The 16,622-nt window shown below is 73.4% G+C and carries 17 protein-coding genes; 10 read left to right on the forward strand and 7 right to left on the reverse strand.

Translation table 11 applies throughout. From position 1 onward, the window contains the following. Positions 1-110: 110 nt before the first annotated feature. Complete coding sequence (locus tag SM447_RS16070) at positions 111-947, reverse strand: undecaprenyl-diphosphate phosphatase (RefSeq protein ID WP_474573613.1); 837 nt, start codon at positions 945-947, stop codon at positions 111-113. Next, on the reverse strand, positions 944-1,996 hold the full coding sequence (locus tag SM447_RS16075; protein ID WP_474573614.1) for an LLM class F420-dependent oxidoreductase: 1,053 nt from the start codon (positions 1,994-1,996) through the stop codon (positions 944-946). The genes SM447_RS16070 and SM447_RS16075 overlap by 4 nt, the downstream gene beginning before the upstream one ends. Positions 1,997-2,226: 230 nt before the next feature. Between SM447_RS16075 and SM447_RS16080 the strand changes: the two genes are divergently transcribed. Together SM447_RS16080 and SM447_RS16085 are read left to right on the forward strand one after the other, a co-directional pair. Then, complete coding sequence (locus tag SM447_RS16080) at positions 2,227-3,198, forward strand: aldo/keto reductase (protein WP_474573615.1); 972 nt, start codon at positions 2,227-2,229, stop codon at positions 3,196-3,198. 55 nt (positions 3,199-3,253) lie between these two features. Further along, entirely contained in the window at positions 3,254-3,445 is a 192-nt protein-coding gene (locus tag SM447_RS16085) for a DUF5703 family protein (RefSeq protein ID WP_474573616.1), read from the forward strand. A gap of 552 nt (positions 3,446-3,997) precedes the next feature. Here the strand turns inward: SM447_RS16085 and SM447_RS16090 are convergent. Both SM447_RS16090 and SM447_RS16095 read right to left on the reverse strand, forming a co-directional pair. Then, entirely contained in the window at positions 3,998-4,651 is a 654-nt protein-coding gene (locus SM447_RS16090) for a hypothetical protein (protein ID WP_474573617.1), read from the reverse strand. A gap of 84 nt (positions 4,652-4,735) precedes the next feature. Continuing rightward, positions 4,736-6,064 (reverse strand): M20/M25/M40 family metallo-hydrolase, encoded by a 1,329-nt coding sequence (locus SM447_RS16095; protein ID WP_474573618.1) that lies wholly within the window; start codon positions 6,062-6,064, stop codon positions 4,736-4,738. Positions 6,065-6,178: 114 nt separating this feature from the next. On the opposite strand from SM447_RS16095, the gene SM447_RS16100 reads away from it, so the two are divergent. The 3 genes from SM447_RS16100 (at position 6,179) to SM447_RS16110 (ending at position 8,110) form a co-directional block, all read left to right on the forward strand. Beyond that, positions 6,179-6,778 (forward strand): hemerythrin domain-containing protein, encoded by a 600-nt coding sequence (locus SM447_RS16100; protein ID WP_474573619.1) that lies wholly within the window; start codon positions 6,179-6,181, stop codon positions 6,776-6,778. Between the two features lie 77 nt (positions 6,779-6,855). Next, positions 6,856-7,854: a LysR family transcriptional regulator gene (locus SM447_RS16105; protein WP_474573620.1), complete on the forward strand. Its 999-nt coding sequence runs from the start codon at positions 6,856-6,858 to the stop codon at positions 7,852-7,854. A gap of 19 nt (positions 7,855-7,873) precedes the next feature. Beyond that, a complete protein-coding gene (locus SM447_RS16110; protein WP_474573621.1) occupies positions 7,874-8,110 on the forward strand; it encodes a hypothetical protein in 237 nt (78 codons plus the stop codon). 59 nt (positions 8,111-8,169) lie between these two features. Here SM447_RS16110 and SM447_RS16115 read toward each other — a convergent pair whose 3' ends face one another. The 3 genes from SM447_RS16115 to SM447_RS16125 are packed head-to-tail and all read right to left on the reverse strand — an operon-like array spanning position 8,170 to position 11,251. Further along, a complete protein-coding gene (locus tag SM447_RS16115) occupies positions 8,170-8,520 on the reverse strand; it encodes a DUF3140 domain-containing protein (protein WP_474573622.1) in 351 nt (116 codons plus the stop codon). Further along, positions 8,520-8,702 (reverse strand): hypothetical protein, encoded by a 183-nt coding sequence (locus SM447_RS16120; protein WP_474573939.1) that lies wholly within the window; start codon positions 8,700-8,702, stop codon positions 8,520-8,522. The genes SM447_RS16115 and SM447_RS16120 overlap by 1 nt, the downstream gene beginning before the upstream one ends. Continuing rightward, complete coding sequence (locus SM447_RS16125) at positions 8,699-11,251, reverse strand: ATP-dependent Clp protease ATP-binding subunit (protein ID WP_474573623.1); 2,553 nt, start codon at positions 11,249-11,251, stop codon at positions 8,699-8,701. Before SM447_RS16125 ends, SM447_RS16120 begins: the two co-directional genes overlap by 4 nt. A gap of 126 nt (positions 11,252-11,377) precedes the next feature. Here SM447_RS16125 and SM447_RS16130 point away from each other — a divergent pair, with 126 nt between their 5' ends. The 5 genes from SM447_RS16130 to SM447_RS16150 all read left to right on the forward strand — a co-directional run bounded on the left by SM447_RS16130 (position 11,378) and on the right by SM447_RS16150 (position 16,596). Then, positions 11,378-11,755 (forward strand): hypothetical protein, encoded by a 378-nt coding sequence (locus SM447_RS16130; RefSeq protein WP_474573624.1) that lies wholly within the window; start codon positions 11,378-11,380, stop codon positions 11,753-11,755. Between the two features lie 183 nt (positions 11,756-11,938). After that, the gene (locus SM447_RS16135) at positions 11,939-12,199 is read left to right on the forward strand and encodes a hypothetical protein (RefSeq protein WP_092379879.1); all 261 of its coding nucleotides are present in this window, start codon (positions 11,939-11,941) and stop codon (positions 12,197-12,199) included. Positions 12,200-12,207: 8 nt separating this feature from the next. Further along, the gene (locus SM447_RS16140; RefSeq protein WP_474573625.1) at positions 12,208-13,275 is read left to right on the forward strand and encodes a hypothetical protein; all 1,068 of its coding nucleotides are present in this window, start codon (positions 12,208-12,210) and stop codon (positions 13,273-13,275) included. Continuing rightward, the gene (locus SM447_RS16145) at positions 13,268-15,937 is read left to right on the forward strand and encodes an FtsK/SpoIIIE domain-containing protein (protein ID WP_474573626.1); all 2,670 of its coding nucleotides are present in this window, start codon (positions 13,268-13,270) and stop codon (positions 15,935-15,937) included. Before SM447_RS16140 ends, SM447_RS16145 begins: the two co-directional genes overlap by 8 nt. Further along, on the forward strand, positions 15,934-16,596 hold the full coding sequence (locus SM447_RS16150) for a hypothetical protein (RefSeq protein ID WP_474573627.1): 663 nt from the start codon (positions 15,934-15,936) through the stop codon (positions 16,594-16,596). The genes SM447_RS16145 and SM447_RS16150 overlap by 4 nt, the downstream gene beginning before the upstream one ends. Positions 16,597-16,622: the final 26 nt, after the last annotated feature.

The raw sequence follows: 16,622 nt of genomic DNA on the forward strand, positions 1-16,622 counted from the left end.
GTCGCCCAACACTGGAACAGCTGACAACCCTAGACATTCCTCCACAGGGGGAAACAAGACCGCCGGCCGGCACCCGAACCAGGGCGCCGGCCGGCGGTCTTTCCGATCACTCAGGTGGCGCTGATGGTGCCCGTCAGCAGGAGTGCCAGGACGAGCGTGCCGACCGCGACCCGGTAGAGCACGAAGACGTACAGGGTGTGGTGCGCGACGTAGCGCAGCAGCCAGGCGATCGCCGCGTAGCCGATGACGAACGCGATGATGGTGGCCACCACCATCTGCGCGACCGTGGGTACCGAGGTGCCGGGCGCCGCCGGTTCGAAGACGTCGCCCAGGCTGAACACGCCGGACATCACCACCGCCGGGATGGCCAGCAGGAACGAGTAGCGGGCCGCCGTCTCCCGGGTGAGGTTCAGGAACAGGCCGAAGCTGAGCGTGGCGCCGGAGCGCGACACACCGGGAATCAGCGCCAGCGACTGGGCGAAGCCCATCACCACGCCGTCCCGCATCCGGAAGTCGCGCAGGGTCCGGGTCTGCCGCCCCCAGTACTCGGCGAACGCGAGCACGAAGGCGAACACGATCAGGGTGGTGGCCACCACCCACAGGTTGCGGGCGCTCTCCCGGATCTGGTCCTTGAACAGGAAGCCGAAGATTCCGATCGGGATCGACCCGATGATCACGTACCAGCCCATGCGGTAGTCCAGGCTGGCGCGGATGGACTTGTCCCAGATACCGACGACCCAGGTCCGGCCGATGCGCCAGATGTCCTTGGCGAAGTAGAGCAGGACGGCCGCCTCGGTCCCCAACTGGGTGACCGCGGTGAAGGACGCTCCGGCATCGCGTTCGAAGAAGATCGCCGAGGTGATCCGCAGATGTCCCGACGAGCTGACCGGGAGGAACTCGGTCAGGCCCTGGACGATACCCAGGACGATGGCTTCGACCCAGGTCACTCCCCGACTCCCGAGAGGTCCAGCGCCTCGGCGACGGTGCGCAGGGTCTGCACACCGGTGTCCCGGTCCGCGGCGAAGAGCGTCACCGACAGGGTGGTGACTCCGGCCTCGGCGTACTCGCGCATCCGGTCGGCGATGCGCTCCTTCGGACCGAGCAGCGAGGTCCGGTCGATGAACTCCATCGGCACGGCGGCGGCTGCGTCGCGCTGCCGCTTGGCGAGGTAGAGCTCCTGCACCTCGCGGGCCGCGTCGCCGTAGCCCATCCGGGTGGCCAGTTGGTTGTAGAAGTTCTGCTGGCGGCTGCCCATCCCACCGACGTACAGCGCCGCGTACCAGCGGACCAACTCCGCGCACGAGTCGAGGTCGTCGCCGACCACCACCGGCACGGAGGGCACCACGTCGAAGCCGGCCAGTTCCTTGCCGGCCTTCGCCCGACCGGCCCGGACCGCGGCGAGTTGCTCCTCGGCGAACTCGGGGGCGTAGAAGACGGCCAGCCAGCCGTCGGCGATCTCGCCAGCCAGTTCCAGGTTCTTCGGGCCCACCGCGGCGAGGTAGATCGGAATGTGCTCGCGCGGCGGGTGGAAGCCCAGCCGCAGCGCCTTGCCGGGGCCGTCGGGCAGCGGCAGCGTGTAGAACTCGCCGTCGTAGGCGACCTCCTTGCGCCCCACGGCCAGCTTGACGATGTCCACGTACTCCCGGGTGCGGGCCAGCGGCCTGCCGAAGCGTACGCCGTGCCAGCCCTCGGAGACCTGCGGTCCGGAGACCCCCAGGCCGAGCCGGAACCGGCCCCCGGAGAGCGAGTCGATCGTGGCGGCGGTCATCGCGGTCATCGCGGGCGTCCGGGCGGGGATCTGCATCACCGCGCTGCCGATGTCGATCCGCTCGGTCTGGCCGGCCATCCAGGCCAGCATGCTCGGCGAGTCGGAGCCGTAGGCCTCGGCCGCCCACACCACCGAGTAGCCGAGCCGGTCCGCCTCCTGAGCCAGGGCCAGGTGATCGGCCGGCGTGCTCCACGCTGTCTGGTATCCGAGGCTTAGCCCGAGTCGCACAGAGTCCTCCCCCATCCGCAGTCGCATCAGGTTACGCAATGTCGGTGGCAGGGACGATCACCGGCTCACCCCGAGTCGCCCTCCGCGGTCTCGTCGGGGCCGTCGCGCCTCCGGCAGCCGACCGTACGTCCTCGACGCGGCGACCCGGACGAGCGGAAACACGAACTGGCGGGCAGACTCGACGGGAGCGAGGATATCGGTCCGGCCCTGGTTCGAAATAAGGTTCACCCATGCAGCAGCGACCGCTCGGCCGCAGCGGGCTGGCGGTTTCCCGGCTCGCGCTCGGCACCATGACCTGGGGCCGGGACACCGACGCCGACGACGCGGCCGCACAACTGAAGAGTTACCTCGACGCCGGCGGCAACCTGATCGACACCGCCGACGTGTACGGCGACGGCGACGCGGAGTCGGTGATCGGCTCACTGCTGGGCACCCTGGTGCCGCGCGAGGAGCTGTTGATCGCCACGAAGGCGGGACTGCGGCCGGGCGGCGGCCGGCGCCGGGACGGATCCCGGGGGCACCTGCTGCGTACGCTGGACGCCTCGCTGCGGCGGCTGGGCACCGACCACGTCGACCTGTTCCAGGTCCACGGCTACGATCCGCAGACCCCGCTGGAGGAGACCCTCGCGGCGCTGGATCACGCGGTGGCCAGCGGCCGGGTGCGCTACGTCGGCGTGTCGAACTTCTCCGGCTGGCAGACCGCCCGGGCGGCGGCCTGGCAGGCGGCCTGGCCCGGGCGCGCCCCGGTGGTGGCCGCGCAGGTGGAGTACTCGCTGCTGGAGCGGGGCGTGGAGCGGGAGGTGCTGCCCGCCTGCGAGGCGCTCGGGCTGGGGGTGCTGCCGTGGTCGCCGCTGGGGCGGGGGGTGCTCACCGGCAAGTACCGACACGGCCGACCGGCGGACTCCCGGGCGGTGTCGCCGCATTTCGAGCGGTTTGTCGCCACCTACCTGGAACCGCGCTGCTCCAGCATCGTGGAGGCGGTGGCCACCGCCGCGAGTGGTCTCGGCGTCTCGCCGCTGGAGGTGGCGCTGGCCTGGATCCGGGACCGGCCGGGCGTGACCGCGCCGATCCTCGGCGCCCGCACCTCGGGGCAGTTGCTCGGCGCACTCCAGGTCGAGCGGATGACCCTGCCCGACGAGATCACCACGGCGCTGGACGACGTGTCGGCGCTGGAAGTGGGCTACCCCGAACGCGATGGTTGAGCATCACCCGCAGGAGGGTGGCGCGTGAGGGGTCGGGCTGGGCAGCATAGGCCCCATGGACTACGAATACGCGCCGCTGCGGTTACCGCCGAACGTCGACCGGTTGACCGCTGCGGCGCAGCTGGCGATCCAGGCGGAGTTCTCCGGCTGGGAACTGGCCCGGGTACAGCTCTTCCGCGACGGCACCCGTCAGGTGATGCTGCGTCGGCGGCGGGTCAACCAGCCGCAGCCGGGCCTGTCGTACTGACCAGACGGCGAGCCGGCCGTCGGTGGGCCGACCGTCCGGCCGCGGGTGGGCCGGACTGCCGAGTGGCTGCCGGCTGGGCCGGGACGCCTGGCGGCCGGGCCGGGAGCGGTGATGTCTCCCTCGGCCGCTGTCGAGCTGAGCCGTTTGCGCCCTCGCGGGAGGAGGCCGCTGCCCGGGCCGGACCCCGCCGAGGAGGCGACAGTATCCGGGGGTAGTGCTGGCCCAGGCCACCGGGAGGCAGCAACAGCACCGAAGTTGCCGCCTCCGGTAACGGCGCCCCGGGTCCGCCGACGAGCTACCCGCTGCCCTGCGGCGCCGCACGGTCGGCGGGTCGGATCGGTGACCGACGAAGTCAGTGGCGTCCGAGAAGATCCGGCGGCGCCGCTCGTGCCGGCACCCTGACCGAACCACCGATCCGTCTGTGCCGTCAGCTCGACACCGCGCCAACGGCGGCCACCCGACCGACCTCCGCCACCAGCCCGACACCCGCCGACGGCGGGCCACCGGTCGACCCATCGGGCCGACCGGTGGTCGGTCGGGGCACCCGCAGGTTCAGTGCACGTGGTCGTGCTCGTCGTCGAGTTCCAGGAAGGGATGCTCGTCGAGACGGCCCACCAACCGGTCGTCGGCGCCCGGCTGGAACGGACCCACCGGGTCGTCGTCGGCGAACGACTCCAGGTCGACCGGGGTACCGACCTCGCTGACCATCACCACACCGTCGAGCGGCTCCAGCTCCGGCACGTCGAGCGCGCCGAGCGAGCCGTCGCCGCTCTGCAGCAGCTCCAGCACCGCCTCGCCGACCCCCTCGACCGGCGGCACCTCCTCGTCGCCGGGTACGCCCTCGCGGCGGGCCGCCTCGGCGACCCGGATCAGCGCCGAGACGCTGGGCACCCGGTAGTCGCGCCGCTGCCGTACCGAGATCACCTGCGGGTACGGGTCGGTCGACTCGACTCCCTCGCCACCGGCGAAGCGCTGGTCGGCCTCGTCCGGGTCGATGGACTCGACGTCCCACGGGGTGACCTCGCCGAAGGCGTCCATGAGTTGCTCGTCGTAGGCGAACGAGGCGTTGTTCAGCGCGACGTACGCCTGCCAGACGTCGTCGTCGTCGATCCGGCCCTGCGCGGCCCGAACGGCGGCCAGGTGGTGGCGGGCCGCTTCGATCACGCGCTCGAGGGCGGCGTCCAGCTCACCGTGCTGGTCGGTCATGTGAGGCGTCCCCTTCACGAAGAATCCAGGATGTCGCGTCCCTCCGGACGCGGAACAGCAGGTCGGCGTCCGAACGGACGCCGGCTAACAGGAGCGCAGGAACCGGTCGAGAACCCGCACGCCGAACTGTAGTCCGTCCACCGGTACCCGCTCGTCGATGCCGTGGAACAGCGCCGAGAAGTTCAGGTCGGCCGGCAGCCGCAGCGGCGCGAACCCGAAACAGCGGATGCCCAACTGCGAGAAGGCCTTGGCGTCGGTGCCACCGGAGAGCATGTACGGCACCGGCCGCGCCCCCGGGTCCTCGGCCCGCAGCGCCGCGGACATCGCCGCCACCAGCTCGCCGTCGAAGGTGGTCTCCAGCGCCGGCTGACGCTGCACGTACTCGATGGCGATGTCCGGGCCGACCAGCTCGCGCAGCTGGCGTTCCAGCAGCTCCGACTGGCCCGGCAGGCTGCGGCAGTCGATGGTGGCGCTGGCCCGGCCGGGGATGACGTTGTCCTTGTAGCCGGCGGCGAGCCGGGTCGGGTTGGCGGTGTTGCGGATGGTGGCGCCGACGATGTTGGCGATCGGGCCGAGCTTGGCGATGGCGGCCTCCGGGTCGTCCGGGTCCAGCTCGATGCCGAGCACCTCGGAGACCTCCTCCAGGAAGGCCCGTACGGTGTCGGTGACCACCACCGGGAAGCGGTGCCGACCGATCCGGGCCACCGCCTCCGCCAGCGCCGTCACCGCGTTGTCGTCGTGCAGCATCGAACCGTGTCCGGGCCGGCCCCGGGCGTGCAGCCGCAGCCAGTCGATGCCCTTCTGCGCGGTCTCGATGAGGTAGAGCCGCCGCGACGGGTCCACCGTGTACGAGAAACCGCCGACCTCACCGATGGCCTCGGTGCAGCCGTCGAAGAGGCCACGGTGCCGGGTGGTCAGGAAGTGTGCGCCGTACTCGCTGCCCGCCTCCTCGTCGGCGGTGTACGCGAGCACGATGTCCCGCGGCGGGCGCACCCCGGTGCGCTGCCAGTGCCGCACCACCGCGAGGACCATCGCGTCGAAGTCCTTCATGTCGATGGCGCCCCGACCCCACAGGTAGCCGTCGCGCAGCTCACCCGAGAACGGGTGCACCGACCACTCGTCGGCGTCGGCCGGTACGACGTCGAGGTGCCCGTGCACGAGCAACGCGCCGCGGGTGGGATCGGTGCCGGGGATCCGGGCCACCACGTTGGCCCGGCCGGGCGCGGACTCGTGGATCACCGGCGTGATGCCGACGTCGGCGAGTTTCTCCGCGACGTACTCCGCCGCGGCGCGTTCCCCGACGCTGGTGGCGTTGTCGCCGGTGTTCGTGGTGTCGATACGCAGCAGGTCCCGGCACAGGTCGACGACCTCGTCGGTCGGTGCCGGGAGGGCGGCGGTGGCGTCGCTCGTCATCGTGCCTTCATATCAGCCTAGAGTTTCGGTTCGGGCGGGCGCGGGTACTGCCGCGCCTGCCCGACGTCCGTCGAGCCCACCTCGTCGCTCCGCCCGCCTGCCCAGGAGGCGACCATGTCCGTCCACCTGCCGCCGCTGCCGCCCACCCCCGGGGACGACTATCAGCCCGCCGGGCGCAGCATCGCCGACCTGGTGGCCGAGGAGCACCGGCAGTTGCTGGAGCTGACCCGGCGCCTGATCGAGCCCGGGCCGGACCCGGAACACGGCCGTGACGTGCTGGTCGCCGCCCTGTCGCGGCATCTCTCCGGTGAGGAGCAGTATCTGCTGCCCGCCGTCCGGCACGCCGTCGAGGGCGCGGACCCGCTGGTCGACGAGGTGCTGGCCGGTGACGTCGAGCTGCTGCGGGCCTTGCAGGGGCTGAGCGACGACGGCCTGTCCGACGTCGCCACCCGGGTCGAGGCGCACGCCCGCGCGGTCGATCCGCTGATGCAGCGGCTCTGCGCCGCCGCCACCGAGGAGGAGCTGATCCGGCTCGGCAACCGGTTGGAGATCGCCGAGGAGGCGGCACCGACCCGGCCGCATCCCGGCGTGCCGCACACCCCGCCGTGGAACCGGATCGTCGAACCGGCGGTGGGCGTGGTCGACAAGGTCCGGGACATCCTCGCCGGCCGGCACACCCAGTTGAGCGAGCTGAGCGAGCCGCCACCTCGATGAGTAACCCGCGACACGTTCATGGTCGTTGATCCGTCCGGGCACTACCGCAGGCTGCTCCGTGGCCCTACCGTCACGCTATGAATCTGGAGTTGCGCCACCTGCGGGTGGTCTGCGCCATCGCGGAGACGGGGAGCGTGACCAAGGCGGCCTCGACGCTCGGCCTGGCCCAGCCGGCGCTGACCGCCCAGCTCCAGCGGATCGAACGGACCCTGGGAGGGCCGCTGTTCGAACGCGACCGGCGGGGCGCGCGGCCCACCGCTCTCGGCGAGCTGGTGCTGGCCCGGGCCCGCGTGCTGCTGCCGGCGATGAAGGGTCTGCAGGACGAGGCGGCCCGGTTGGCCGGCGCGGGCGACGCCCCGCGGCGGTACCGGTTCGGTGGGGTCAACAGCCCGATCCTGGGGCGGCTGGTGCACCGGTTGGCGGCCGAGCAACCGCAGGCGCAGATCAGCACGCACGCCTCCTGGTCGGTCGACGAGCTGGCCCAACTGGTCGCCGGTGGACGGCTGGACTACGCGCTGACCGGGGTGTGCGGTGACTCGACCCCGTCGGCGGACTACGGGCTGAGCTGGCGGGAGGTCGCCGTCGACCCGGTCATGGTGCTGCTGCCGGAGACCCATCCGCTGGCCGCACGCGACGAGGTCGCCCTGGCCGACCTGCGGCACGAGCAGTGGGTGGCCGCGCCGGGTGACGGCTGTTTCGGCGACTGCTTCGCCGCCGCCTGCGCCCGGGCCGGCTTCACCCCCCGCAAGGTGTACGAGGCCGACGTGCGCAGCTGCATCGACCTGGTGGACGCCGGTGAGGCGGTGGCGCTGTGCCAGGCCACGTTCCGACCGGTCGCCGGACTGGTGACCCGTCGGCTGGCCGGCACACCGTTGCGCTGGCGGCTGATGCTGGGCTGGCACCCGGAGTCCGCCGCCGCCCGCACGGCCGACCTGGTGCTGGAGACCGCCCTGGTGGCGTACACCGACGCCCTCGCTCCGCACCCGGCGTACCTGGCCTGGTTGTTGCGCAACCCGGCGTTCGGGGTGCGGCGGCCGGCGCCCGTGGTGACGGCACACCGGGTGCGAACCGCCTGAGCGCGGGTAAGGGGCGGGTATGACCGACCTCTATCCCGCCGCCGACGACCGCGAGCTGCTTCGTCAGGCCGCCGCCGCACACACCGCCGCCGTCCGGGAGTGCGAAGCCTTCCTGCGCCGGCTGCCGGAGGTGCCCGACCCGGCCGACCTGGCCGAGTACGCCAATCTGCTCACCCGCGAGGAGCAGACCCGGGCCGACCGGCAGTCCGCCGCGGACGCCGCCGGGCTGGCCATCGGCAGCCTCGAAGCCGAGTAGTCGGGCGGGGACGTGCGGGTACCCCCGGCGCGGCGGCGTCGGGGGTGGCCCGTGGGTCGTCAGCGTTCGACGAGCACGTCGTGCCCCAGGTCCAGCAGGCTGTGCCGCCATTCGTCGTCGGCGTTGCCCCGGTCGGGCTTGGCGGCGGTCAGCGATCGGATCCGCTCGACCGCGTCCCGCATCACCTCGATGTCCTCGGGCGTCAGATCGACCTTGCGTTTGCGCAGCACGGCGAGGATCTGCCGGCCCGGCTCCGGCAGGTTCAGGTCCGGGTCGGGACCGAACGCTGCCTCGCCGGAGCCGCGGGTCAGCAGCCACTGTCGCAGTTGCTCGGACGGCACGTTGACCTCGGCGTGGAACTCCTCCCAGAGCACCTCCACGTCCGGGTCGAGTCGCTGCTCCCGTACCATCAGCCCTCCTCTGCCGGCGGCGACCCGGACTCCTCCGGGTGCCGCTCGTCCGTCTGCCCGCCCAGCCCCTCCGGCGGCACCTGCACCCGGGCGGGGTTGGCCGTCGGTGGCGCCACGATCGCCTCGGTCCGCTCGTCCTCGCGGGCCTCGTCCGGTTCGGTCATCGGTGCCCTTCCGGTCATCGGGGGTGCGTGGTCGTCGCCTTGGCGCGACCCTGGCCGGCCGACACGTCGAAGGCCAGTTGGTCGTCCCGGGCGTCGACGGTGACCCGCTGACCGGGCGAGATCTCCTGCTCCAGCAGCATCCGGGACAGGTGGTTGTCGACCTCCCGCTGGATCACCCGGCGCAGCGGCCGGGCACCGAACTCCGGCTGGTAGCCGTGCTCGGCGATCCAGTCGATGCCGGCGGTGGTGAAGTCCACCTCGATGTCCTGCGCGTGCAGCCGGCGACGGGTCTCCTCCAGGAGCAGCCCCGTGATCTGACGTAGCTGCTCGGCCTCCAGCCGACGGAAGATGATCACTTCGTCGATGCGGTTCAGGAACTCGGGACGGAAGTTCTCCTGCAGCCGGCGCATCAGCCGTTCCCGCAGTTCGTCGCTCTCCCGATCGGTGCCGGGTTCGCCGGCGCCGAAACCGACCGCGCGCTGGGTGCCGGTGATCAGCTCGGAGCCCAGGTTGCTCGTCATGATCAGCACGGTGTTCTTGAAGTTGACGGTGCGGCCCTGACTGTCGGTCAGCCGACCGTCGTCGAGCACCTGCAACAGCACGTTGAACACGTCGGGGTGCGCCTTCTCGATCTCGTCGAGCAGCACCACCGCGTACGGGCGGCGACGCACCGCCTCGGTGAGCTGGCCCGCCTCCTCGTACCCCACGTAGCCGGGCGGAGCGCCCACCAGCCGGCTGACCGTGTGCCGTTCCTGGAACTCGCTCATGTCCACTCGGACCATCCGGTCCGCCTCACCGAACAGCGCCTCGGCCAGGGCCCGGCCCAGCTCGGTCTTGCCCACGCCGGTGGGGCCCAGGAACAGGAAGCTGCCCATCGGCCGGTTCGGGTCGGCCAGGCCGGTACGGGAACGGCGGACCGCCTCGGCTACCGCGGTGACCGCGTCGTCCTGCCCGACCACCTTCTCGTGCAGTTGGCCCTCCAGCCGCAGCAGCCGGTCCCGTTCCTCCTCGGTGAGCTGGCTGGCCGGGATGCCGGTGGCCCGGGAAACCACCTCGGCGATCTCCTCCGGACCCACCTCCGGCACCTGGCTGCCGTTGCCGTCGTTCCCCCGGGCCCGGTCCACCTGCCCCTCCAGCTCGGCGACCCGGTCGCGCAGCGCGGAGGCGCGTTCGTACTGTTCGTCGGCGACCGCCTGTTCCTTGTCCCGGCGTACCTCCTCGAGTTGCTGTTCGAGGTCGCGCACGTCGGCGGCCGGGGTCCGGGTGCGCAGCCGGACCCGGGCGCCGGCCTGGTCGATCAGGTCGATCGCCTTGTCCGGCAGGAAACGGTCGGTGATGTAGCGGTCGGACAGCTCGGCGGCGGTGACCAGCGCCTCGTCGGTGAAGCGGACCTGGTGGTGCGCCTCGTAGCGGTCCCGCAGCCCGCGCAGGATGGCCACGGTGTCCTCGACGGTGGGTTCGGGCACGAAGACCGGCTGGAAGCGCCGGGCCAACGCGGCGTCCTTCTCGATGCTGCGCCGGTACTCGTCGAGGGTGGTCGCGCCGATCACCCGCAACTCGCCGCGGGCCAGCGCCGGTTTGAGCATGTTGGACGCGTCCATGCCACCCTCGCTGCCCGCGCCGCCGGCGCCGACCAGGGTGTGGATCTCGTCAAGGAAGATGATCAGCTCCTCCCGGTGGGCCCGGATCTCGTCGATCACCTTCTTCAGCCGTTCCTCGAAGTCACCCCGGTAACGGGTGCCGGCGACCAGGCCGGCCAGGTCGAGCTGGATCACCCGCTTACCGAGCAGCGTCTGCGGCACGTCGCCGTCGCAGATCCGCTCCGCCAGACCCTCCACGATCGCGGTCTTGCCGACGCCGGCCTCGCCGATCAGCACCGGGTTGTTCTTGGTACGTCGGGACAGGATCTCCACCGCTTGCTCGATCTCGTCGGCGCGCCCGATCACCGGGTCGATCTGGTCGTTGCGGGCCAGGTCGGTGAGGTCCTGGCCGTACTGGTCGAGCGTCGGGGTGCCCCGGTCCGGCCGAGGGCCGCCGGCCGGACCGCGTTCGGCGTTGGCGGCCTGAAGGGACTCGGGCTGGATGCGTCCGGCGGCCAGCATCCGGCCGGCCGGCGACTCGGGGTTCAACGGCAGGGCCATCAGGATGTGCTCGGGCCCGATGTAGTTGGCCCCCATCGCCCGGGACAACTGGTGGGCGTCGAGCAGCGCCCGCTTGGCCGCCGGGGTCAGCGACAGGTTCGGCGGGACCTCGCCGTGCGGCGCGCCGTCGCCCCGCCCGCCCAGGGCGTTGATCAGGGTGTCCGGGTCCGCGCCCGCCCGCCGGACCAGGTCGCGCAGCGGCTCGCGCTGCAGCGCCGCCCAGAGCAGGTGGTCGGTGTCCAGGTCGTTGCTCTTCTTCTGCGCCGCCCGACGCGCCGCGTCGGCCAGCATCTCGCGCGCGTCGGCGGTCATCAGCCGGGTGATGTCGACCCGATGCGCCGGGCGTCGCCCGCCCTCGCCCCGACCGAAGTACCGCGCCAGGAACTCGTCCCACGGGTCGGAGCCGAAGTCACCGGGTCCAATCATGTCTGTCCTCCGCGGTCGGGCGCGAGACGGTCGGCACGGGCTACCCAGCCCCCGGCCGGACAAACGCCACCACCCGGCCGGCGCGGCTGCCGAGCAGGTTGCCCCGACGGGTGGCAGGGTTGACGGATGGACCCGACACCGCTGCTGATCGTGGACGCCGCCAACGTGGTGGGCTCGCGCCCGAACGGCTGGTGGCGCGACCGGGCCGGTGCCACCGCCCGACTGCGGGACACGCTGGCCCCGCTGGGCGGGCAGGGAGTGCCCCCGGACCTGGCACCGCCCGTGGAGGTGGTGCTGGTGGTGGAGGGTGCGGCCCGCGACGTGCCGGGCGTCGACGGGGTACGCGTGGTCTCCGCCGACGGCTCCGGCGACGACGCCGTGGTCGACCTGGTGGCCGGGGCCGGAGACCGCCGTCGACTGGTGGTCACCGCCGATCGTGAGCTGCGGGGCCGGGTGACCGCGCTCGGCGCCGAGGTGCACGGACCGCGCTGGCTCCGGACGTGAGTGCGGCGGGCGGCGGCCGGTGGTGGCGCTGCGTGATCTTCCGACCCCGGGTCCCACGGATCGGACCGGGCGTGTCTGTGGTCGACAACCGGTCAGCGGGGCAGGAACACTGACAGGGCACGTGTTCTGTCCCCTACCGGCATAGGCTCTAATGGAGTCCTCCCCGCCCCCAGGAGGTTCCGCGTGGCGAGCGTCGCCGAGCTCAAGGCAGCCATCGATGTCGCGCTCCAGCAGATCGGTGACGGTCAGAGCGCCGTGCAGGCCGCCGGCGAGAAACTGGCCGAGGCGCAGCAGACCCTCGCCGGGGCGTTGGAGGGCAGCGGTCACACCACGGTCGAGGCGGCGCAGGCGTCATTGACCCAGGCCAGCCAGGAGCTGGAGGAGTGCCTCGCCGCGACGCTCGTCGCGGTCGAGCAGGCCCAGCAGTACGTCTCGACGCTGTAGGGGCGGGCGTGTCCATCGTCGAGGAGGTCGGCGCGCAGGTCCGTGCCGCCGCCGAGGAGCTGCCGCTCGGCCTGCTCGGGCAGGCGCTGGAGAAGTTCGGGCTGGCCAGTGAGCGGTTGCGCTGGGTACGCCAGGAGTCGGCGAACCCGATGGGGGTGCCGGAGCTGTCCGCCGCCACCGAGCACGCGGAGACGGCCGGCTACGCGCTGCGGGTGGCCCAGGAGCAGCTCACCGCGTACCTGGCCGCGATCGGGCTGGCCCCCGACGGTGCGCCACCGGCACCCGGGCAGCCGCAGCGCCGGCCGGCGCACGACGCGCCCGGCGCGGCTGAACCGGTGGTCACCGCACCTGAGCCGGCCGGCGAGGTCCGGTTGCGCCGCTGGTGGTCGGTACGGGTGGCGGAGCTGACCGGCGGACGGGAGGGCCCGGCCGAGGAGCCCGACGAACGCATCGCCGACTCCCGGGAGCTGCTGCAGCGGGTGGTGCGCGGCGTCCGGGCCGGTGACCGCGACCGGTTGCACCGCGACCTGCGCGGCGCGCACGCCGACGTCGGTCTGGGGCTGGCCGCCGTCGCGCCGCCGCTGCTGCGCGACCTCGCCGGTCAGCTGCTCGGCCATCCGCCGCGCGGCGACGACCTGGCCCGGCTGCACCGCGAGCTGGACGGTCGGGTCCGGGACCTGCTGCCCGGCCTGCCCGCCCCGGTGCTGGACACCCTGCTCAGCCGGGTCTGCCGGATGCCTCCGCCACGCCGCGGCGAGGGTGAACAGCCGCACGCCGCCGACCCGGCGGTGACCGCCGGGGTGCTCACCGGTGTCCTGCTCGACCGCCTCGGCCGCGACCTGCCGGCCGAGCAGACCGGCACGGCCGCGGGCCGGCCCACCGGCGAGGGCTCGGCCGGTGGCGTACCAGCCGGGCGGGGCGGGGCGGCGGGCACCGACCGGCGACCCGGGTCCGGTGGCACATCCGGGGTGCGCGACTCAGGCAGCGGGCGCGCGACGCCGTGGTCCGGGACACCGTCGCGGCCGACGTCCCGCGACGGACTGACCGGCCGGCCGAGGCGCGGGATCGATGGCTGACCGGCGCAACCAGCTGGTCACCCGGGTCCGGGAACTGCTCGCCGAGGCACTCGGCGCGTCCCGGGAGCGGTCGGCCACGGCCCAGGTCGCGTTGTCCGCCGCCCGGGAGCGGGCGGTGCGGGTACGTCAGGCCGCCGCGGCGGTGCCCGAGCGGGTCGGCGGCGAACGGGACCGCCGGCTCGCCGAGATCGACTCCCGGCACGCGGCCCGGTTGGCGGTCCTCGCCCGGCAGGCCGCCGAGGCCGCGGCCCGGGAGGCGCCGGGCGCGGGTTCGGCGGACTGGCCGGGGTGGCGGCCCACGCCGGCCGAGCGGGGCGAACCACCGGGAGCCACGCGGATCGGCACCGTCCGGCTGGCCGGCACCGAGCCGGTACCGGCACTGGTGGCGCTGCTCGACGGGGGCCACGTGGCGCTCGACGGTGACGCCGACGGCTGCGCGGCCGTGGTCGCCGCGCTGCTGCTGCGCGGGCTGGGTCGAGCCGCACCGGGCAGCGTACGGCTGGTCGGCTACGACCCGGACCACCTCGGCGGTGGGCTGGCCGGTTTCGCCCCGCTGGGCACGGCCGGGCTGCTCACCTTCGTCGGCCCGGGCGGACTGGGCCGGCTGCTGGACGACCTGGTGGAGCAGATCCGCCGGATCAACGAGACCGTGCTGGCCGGTGAGCACGCCTCGCTGCGCGAGCTGGCCGCCGCCACGGGGCGCCGCCCGGAGCCGTGGCGGGTGGCGGTGCTGCTCGGCGGCGACGAGCTGTCCCGGCACGAGCGGGGCCAACTCGACCGGGTGGTACGCGCCGGCGCGGCCTGCGGCGTACACCTGATCGTGCGGGGTGTGCCGGTGCCCGACGACCCGGCGGTCACCCGGGTGACCGTGACCGGCGACGACGCCCGGGTCGGCACCCTGCCGGTACGCCTCGACCCACCCCCGCCGGCCGCCCTGGTCACCGAGACCTGCCGGGACATCGCCTCGGTGGTCAGCGCCGGCCCGGCACCCACCCCGTTCACCGACCTGCTGCCGCCGGTCGACCAGATGTGGCGGGAGGACTCGGCGACCGGGCTGACGGCACCGATCGGTGAGGGACCACAGGGCCGGCCGGTGCTGCTCACCCTCGGCGACTACCCGCCGCACGCGTTGATCGGTGGCCCCTCCGGCACCGGCAAGACCAACCTGATCTTCGCCTGGATCGGGGCCCTCGCCGCCCGGTACTCCCCCGCCGAGCTGGAGTTCTACCTGCTGGACTTCAAGGAGGGGGTGTCCTTCGCCCGGTTCGCCCAGGGCCGGCGGGACCCGAGTTGGCTGCCGCACATGCGGCTGGTCGGCATCAACGTCAACACCGACCGCGAATTCGGCCTGGCGCTGCTGCGCTTCCTCGCCGAGGAACTGCGCCGACGCGCCGACGCGGCGAAGAAACACGAGGTCACCAAGCTGGCCGAGCTGCGCGCGGTGGACCCGACCGGGCACTGGCCCCGCATCGTCGCGGTGGTCGACGAGTTCCAGATGCTGCTGGCCGGCCGCGACGCGGTCGCCCGGGAGGCGGCCGACCTGCTGGAGGACCTGGCCCGCCGGGGCCGTTCCCAGGGCATCCACCTGGTGCTGGCCTCGCAAGACGTACGCGGCATCGAGGCGCTGTGGGGCCGTCCCGCGCTGGTGGCCCAGTTCACCCTGCGCATCGCGCTGCCGAAGGCGCTGCGCATCCTCGCCGAACGCAACGACGCCGCCCAGTCCCTGCCGAAGTTCCACGCGGTGGTCAACGCCGAGTCGGGCCTGACCGAGGGCAACCAGGTGGCCCGGATCCCGTCGGCCAGCGACTGGGAGACGTGGAGCGACCTGCAACACCGGCTGTGGCGGATGCGACCCGCCGAGGCGGCGCCCGCGCGTCTCTTCGACGGCGACGCGATTCCGCGGCTGGCCGACGCGCCGGACTTCCGGGCCCTGCGGGCGCCGGAGGTGGGCACGCCGCGCAGCCCGGTGGCCCTGCTCGGCGAGATCATCGACGTGCAGGCCCGCTCGGCGGTGCTGCGCCTGCCCCGGGCGCCCGGGCGCAACCTGGCCGTACTGGGCACCCGGATCGACGAGGCGTGCGCGGTGCTGGACGCGGCGGCCCGATCGCTGGCCCGGCAGCACCGTCCCGGCAGCGCCCGCTTCTCGATCGCCTGCCTCGACCCGGACGCCGACCCGGCGGCCCGGGCCCTCTACGAGGATCTCGCCGACGACGCCGCCTGGTACGACGAGGAGACCGTGGCCGAACTGATGGCCGAGACGGCCGACGCCCTGGGCGCGCCCGGCGCCACCGGGGCACCGCACTATCTGCTGCTGTTCGCCGTCGACGCCGCCGCCGGCACGCTCGCCGCTCGCAGCGGGCGGGCCACCGGGCTGGAGCACCTGCGCCGCATCCTGCACGACGGTCCCGAGCGCCGTACCCACGTGCTGGCCTGGTGGCGCGGCGTGGCCCGGATGCGCGCCGACCTGGGTGGTACGGGCTCACGTACCGACCAGATCGGTGCCTGGGTGGCGCTGGACACCCACGGCGGGGATCTCGGTTCGTCGTTGTATCCGGGCAGCGGTGGGCCGGACTGGTATCCCCGCCCGTGGCGCGGGCTGTTCTTCGACCGGGCGGTGCACCGCACCGGACAGACCATCATCCCCTACGGACCGGCACGGTGAACGAACCGGTGACCAGCCAGACCTACGCGGCCCAGCTCCGGCGGCTCGCCGAGCTGACCGCCCGGGTGCAGGAGCAGCGCGAGGAGGCGCGGGCCTGGTACGAGCAGCAGTGCGCGGCGGCCGACCGGGCGGTGGCCGAGTCCGCCGAGGAGGTCAACCGGGCCGAGCGGGAACTGGCCGCCGCACGCGAGGCCCAGGAACGGGTCGACGCCGAGGTGGCGGTGCTCTGGCAGGAGCTGAACACCCGGCTGGGCGGCGGCGGGCGACGGGCGGGGGCACCGCCGGTTCCCGCGCCGAATGCCAGCGGCGACCCGGTCGTGCTGCTGGAGGGCGTACGCGATCTGCTGCGCCGCACCCGCCAGCCCGGCGAACTGCCGGGAAACGTCAACCCGCTGCTGGCGTTGTGCGGCGTCGCCGGTGCCGTGCTGGCGTACGCCCTCGGTGCCGGGGCCCGCGCGCTGGGTGAGCGCAACGACGGCGACCTGGCCGTCGGCCTGCCGGTGCTGGCCCTGGTGGTGACGCTGCTCGGCCCGGTGCTCGGTCTGATCCCGGCGCGCCTGATCGCCGACCGCCGGCACGCCGTCCTGAGTCCCCGCCCCGTCCTCATCGTCGTCGTCGCCGGCCTGGCCACCACCCTCCTCCTCCTGACCCTCCCCTGACCCACCCCGCCCACCCCCGACAGTGT

It is taken from the genome of Micromonospora aridisoli (genome assembly GCF_056150025.1).

Bases quoted from the DNA above. Each gene is read 5' to 3' on its own strand.
- SM447_RS16080 (WP_474573615.1), top strand. From the start codon at position 2,227: ATGCAGCAGCGACCGCTCGGCCGCAGCGGGCTGGCGGTTTCCCGGCTC.
- SM447_RS16085 (WP_474573616.1), top strand. From the start codon at position 3,254: ATGGACTACGAATACGCGCCGCTGCGGTTACCGCCGAACGTCGACCGG.
- SM447_RS16090 (WP_474573617.1), bottom strand. From the start codon at position 4,651: ATGACCGACCAGCACGGTGAGCTGGACGCCGCCCTCGAGCGCGTGATC.
- SM447_RS16095 (WP_474573618.1), bottom strand. From the start codon at position 6,064: ATGACGAGCGACGCCACCGCCGCCCTCCCGGCACCGACCGACGAGGTC.
- SM447_RS16100 (WP_474573619.1), top strand. From the start codon at position 6,179: ATGTCCGTCCACCTGCCGCCGCTGCCGCCCACCCCCGGGGACGACTAT.
- SM447_RS16105 (WP_474573620.1), top strand. From the start codon at position 6,856: ATGAATCTGGAGTTGCGCCACCTGCGGGTGGTCTGCGCCATCGCGGAG.
- SM447_RS16110 (WP_474573621.1), top strand. From the start codon at position 7,874: ATGACCGACCTCTATCCCGCCGCCGACGACCGCGAGCTGCTTCGTCAG.
- SM447_RS16115 (WP_474573622.1), bottom strand. From the start codon at position 8,520: ATGGTACGGGAGCAGCGACTCGACCCGGACGTGGAGGTGCTCTGGGAG.
- SM447_RS16120 (WP_474573939.1), bottom strand. From the start codon at position 8,702: ATGACCGGAAGGGCACCGATGACCGAACCGGACGAGGCCCGCGAGGAC.
- SM447_RS16125 (WP_474573623.1), bottom strand. From the start codon at position 11,251: ATGATTGGACCCGGTGACTTCGGCTCCGACCCGTGGGACGAGTTCCTG.
- SM447_RS16130 (WP_474573624.1), top strand. From the start codon at position 11,378: ATGGACCCGACACCGCTGCTGATCGTGGACGCCGCCAACGTGGTGGGC.
- SM447_RS16145 (WP_474573626.1), top strand. From the start codon at position 13,268: ATGGCTGACCGGCGCAACCAGCTGGTCACCCGGGTCCGGGAACTGCTC.